The sequence below is a fragment of the Ottowia flava genome, assembly GCF_008017535.1.
GTDB lineage: Bacteria > Pseudomonadota > Gammaproteobacteria > Burkholderiales > Burkholderiaceae_C > Ottowia > Ottowia flava.
Genome location: NZ_VRUA01000044.1, coordinates 1 through 3878, shown reverse-complemented (window position 1 = coordinate 3878; position 3878 = coordinate 1). Strand labels below are relative to the sequence as shown.

Genomic DNA, 3878 nt, shown 5'->3' with positions numbered 1-3878 from the left:
GCCTTGCTGGGGCAGGCTTTATCTCACGGACGGGCGTAGCTCACTTCCAAGTAATTCGTGCAGACCTTCCCTAAGTGGGCAGCGCTACGTTCTCAAGGCGAGCATTGGATGGCACAAATTGATGCCAGCCAGCGAGTGGATCTGCCACGGCTTGGCTAAGTGCCTCGATCTACCTGTCCCTGATTGGGAACATTGCATCCTGCCCGATGGGCGAGACGCGATCGGCTCTCGGCTCGAAGGGAACGTTTTGGATCGTGAGTTCGTTCCAGTCTCGCGCCTGGAGGGAGATAACCCCGACGTAGTTAGCATGACCTATGTACTTGATCTGTTCGTCGCGAACGGCGACCGTCACAAAGGACAATGGCTCATCACCGCGGCGGGGGGCGGGACGCTCCTTCGACCAATCGACTTCTCTCGTGCTTGGTTTTATCGTTGGCCCTTGCCGACTCCGGCTTTTGGTCCCGGCTCAGACTTGCCCCAGGGGCACGACCAGAGCCATGACTATTACGTCATGGCAAAACGGCACGATGTTTTGCTTGCCGGCGAGGCATTGAGAACTTTGGAGTGCCTTTCCAACCTATCCAAGAACGCTTGGCGTGGCGTCGTCGGGTCGGTTCCTGAGGGATGGTTGGAGCCACAGGATGTAGTCGATTTGGTGAACTGGTGGTGGTCCCCACAGTGGCGTGCACGAATCTCGTGGATCAAGACTCTGCTATGAATACAGACACTCTTCTTTTCTCTCTAGTCAGGTACCAGCCCGATCTGCATCGTCAGGAGGTGGTCAATGTCGGCGTGGTGTTGTTTACTCCCCGTGGGACGCGTGTTTCTTTTGCTTCGAATCAAGGCAAGCTGTTGGCCCTAGATCCAAACTTCTCGTTGAGCCGGTTTTTCGATCAAGCTAAGAAAATGCAGGTGGCATTAACAGGCCTTCGCGACGATCGTGTACCAATTGAAGAGCAGATTCGATTCTTCAGCGTCGGCGCAGGCATCACGCTTAGTCCTACCGGCATGATTGATGCGCACGGGGACGCTGACGAGAAGGTGATTGAAGAATTGCTTTCCAACTACGTCCTGGCACCGGTGAAGAGACGATACAGAGCGCCTCAGACGAGCCGGTTGCATACAGAGCTGCGACAGGTTTTCCGCGACGCGCGGATCCTGGGGTCGAACCCGACCGACATTTCGAAGCATCTGGTGGTTCCAAATTACCCGATCGATCCCGACGTCGGGTTGTTTGCAGAATTCGCTTTAAAAAATGGGCGGCTTCACATCACAGAGACTGTCGACTTTCGAGTTCGAGTCGCGTCATCGAAAAGACAAGAGGCGCAAGCAAAGACTTTGCTGCTTGTGCAGGCCCTTGAATCGGTCGGTTCAAATAATCTCAAACGCTATGTTGTCGTAACGGGCGCTTCTGCACAGGTTCAAGCGAGCATGAACCTTCTTGAGCGACATGCCGACGATTTCATAGTTCGGGAAAGTGGGCAAGATTGGCAGCGCTACGTGGACGCGATGCACAGGGCCGCGTCTACCGAAGAGCGTCCGTTGCATTAGTTCGAGCATCAAGCGTTGCGCGATGGATGCGTGAGCTCGAGACAATCCTTCACCCCGCCATCAACTTCTGCACCAACTCCGCCGTCGTCGCCGCCGCGTACTTGCGCATCAAGCGCGCCCGGTGCAGCTCCACCGTGCGGTGGCTGATTTCCAACTGCCGGCCAATCTGTTTGCTGGTCAGTCCTTGCATCAGCTGCGCGGCGACTTCGCGTTCGCGCGGGGTCAGGTGGGCTTTGTTGGTGCTGCTGCTGCGGCGGGCGCCCAGGTCTTCAAAGGTCCAGATGCCGGCTTCGTGCGGGGCGTCGCGGTTAAGGGCGCGGCCGATGACGTGGCACCAGAAGGTCTCGCCCGCCAGGGCGCCGTGCAGGTTGCCGACGCGCCGCATCATGCGGTGGTCGGCATAGCGGCCGCTGGCGTTGAGGATGGGCAGCATGCGCTGGCCCAGGCGTTCGTATTCGGCGACGCTGGGGTAGAGCATGGCGAAGGACTGGCCGATGAGCTGCTCGCGCGTGGCGCCAAACATCTCGCACACAAAGGCGTTGCAGTCGACCATGACGCGCTGGCGTGACAGCACCATGCCCATGGGCGCGTGTTCAAACGCGAGCTGGTAATCGATGGCGGCGTGGCTGGGCGCTGCCTCCATTTGGGGGGCGCGGGCGGTGGGCGCGGGGGTGTCGCGCGGCGGCAGCTTGGGGGTCACCATGACGTAATACTACGTATGTCTATATGTAGTATCGTCATTGGTGGTGCGGGGGCGCGGTGGCGCGGGCCGCATGTCATTGCAGGATGGCGTGGCCGCGCGGCCGCAAGCTCGTCCTTCCCTTCCACTGTTTCAGAGCGAGTGAACATGGCGAACAAGATTTATGCCTCCGCCAAGGAGGCGTTGGCCGGTGTGGTCAAGGATGGCCAGATGCTGGCCGTCGGCGGCTTTGGCCTGTGCGGCATCCCCGAGGCGCTGATCGAAGCGTTGCGCGATTCCGGCGTAAAGGACTTGACCTGCGTGTCCAACAACGCGGGTGTGGACGGCTTTGGCTTGGGCAAGCTGCTGGAGACGCGCCAGATCAAGAAGATGATCGCCAGCTACGTGGGCGAAAACAAAGAGTTTGAGCGCCAGTACCTGGCGGGCGAACTGGAACTGGAATTCACCCCCCAAGGCACGCTGGCTGAAAAGCTGCGCGCGGGCGGCGCGGGCATCCCGGCCTTCTTCACCAAGACGGGCGTGGGCACCATCGTGGCCGAAGGCAAGGAAATCCGCGAATTTGACGGCCAGACGTATGTGATGGAGCGGTCCCTGGTGCCCGACGTGGCGCTGGTCAAGGCCGACGTGGCCGACAAGAGCGGCAACCTGCGCTTCAACCTGACGGCACGCAACTTCAACCCGGCGGCGGCGACGGCCGGCAAGGTCTGCATCGTGGAAGTGGAAAAGATCGTGGAAGTGGGCGAGATCGCCCCCGACGACGTGCACCTGCCTGGCATCTACGTGCACCGCATCGTGCTGAACGCCAACCCGGAAAAGCGCATTGAAAAGCGCACCACCCGCCCCGCTTAAGGAGTAGCACCATGGCTTGGACTCAAGATCAGATGGCCGCACGCGCGGCGCAAGAGCTGGAAGACGGTTTCTACGTCAACCTGGGCATTGGCATTCCCACGCTGGTGGCCAACCACACGGGCGACAAAGAGGTGTGGCTGCAGTCTGAAAACGGCATGCTGGGCATTGGCCCCTTCCCGACGGAAGACGAAGTCAACCCGGACTTGATCAACGCTGGCAAGCAGACGGTGACGACGATCCCCGGGTCGGCGATTTTCGGCAGCGACCAGTCGTTCGCCATGATCCGCGGCGGCAAGATCAACCTGTCGATCCTGGGCGCGATGCAGGTGTCTGAAGGCGGTGACCTGGCCAACTGGATGATCCCCGGCAAGATGGTCAAGGGCATGGGCGGCGCCATGGACCTGGTGGCCGGCGTGGACCGCGTGATCGTGCTGATGGAGCACGTGGCCAAGAAGAAGGACGGCTCGGTCGACCTGAAGATCCTGCCGCAGTGCACGCTGCCGCTGACCGGCGTGAAGGTGGTCGACCGCATCATCACCGACCTGGGCGTGTTCGACGTGACCGACACGGGCCTGAAAGTGGTCGAGCTGGCCGACGGCGTGACGCTGGAAGACGCGCAAAGCAAGACCGGCGTGACGCTGGTGCAATAAGGCGCTGCCGCCACGGGTTGGCGGCCATGGCCCGATAGAAAAGCGCCCCACGGGGCAATGCCAGTCAGTTAAGCCCTACTGCTTCGCTGATGGCTTACAAAGGGAACGTTGAAACGACGTTCCCTTTT

Annotated in this window: 4 protein-coding genes; 3 read left to right on the top strand and 1 reads right to left on the bottom strand. The window is 60.3% G+C overall.

Annotated elements, in window-relative coordinates:
* Positions 1–714: 714 nt before the first annotated feature.
* Positions 715–1551: a DUF3037 domain-containing protein gene (locus tag FVQ98_RS19460; RefSeq protein ID WP_187265823.1), complete on the top strand. Its 837-nt coding sequence runs from the start codon at positions 715–717 to the stop codon at positions 1549–1551.
* Positions 1552–1600: 49 nt separating this feature from the next.
* Here FVQ98_RS19460 and FVQ98_RS19455 read toward each other — a convergent pair whose 3' ends face one another.
* Complete coding sequence (locus FVQ98_RS19455) at positions 1601–2194, bottom strand: LuxR C-terminal-related transcriptional regulator (RefSeq protein ID WP_147915109.1); 594 nt, start codon at positions 2192–2194, stop codon at positions 1601–1603.
* A 204-nt stretch (positions 2195–2398) separates the two neighbouring features.
* Here FVQ98_RS19455 and FVQ98_RS19450 point away from each other — a divergent pair, with 204 nt between their 5' ends.
* Together FVQ98_RS19450 and FVQ98_RS19445 are read left to right on the top strand one after the other, a co-directional pair.
* Positions 2399–3100 carry a CoA transferase subunit A gene (locus tag FVQ98_RS19450; protein ID WP_147915107.1) on the top strand — a complete coding sequence of 234 codons (702 nt, stop codon included), beginning with the start codon at positions 2399–2401 and terminating at the stop codon, positions 3098–3100.
* 11 nt (positions 3101–3111) lie between these two features.
* Positions 3112–3750: a 3-oxoacid CoA-transferase subunit B gene (locus FVQ98_RS19445; RefSeq protein WP_147915106.1), complete on the top strand. Its 639-nt coding sequence runs from the start codon at positions 3112–3114 to the stop codon at positions 3748–3750.
* Positions 3751–3878: the final 128 nt, after the last annotated feature.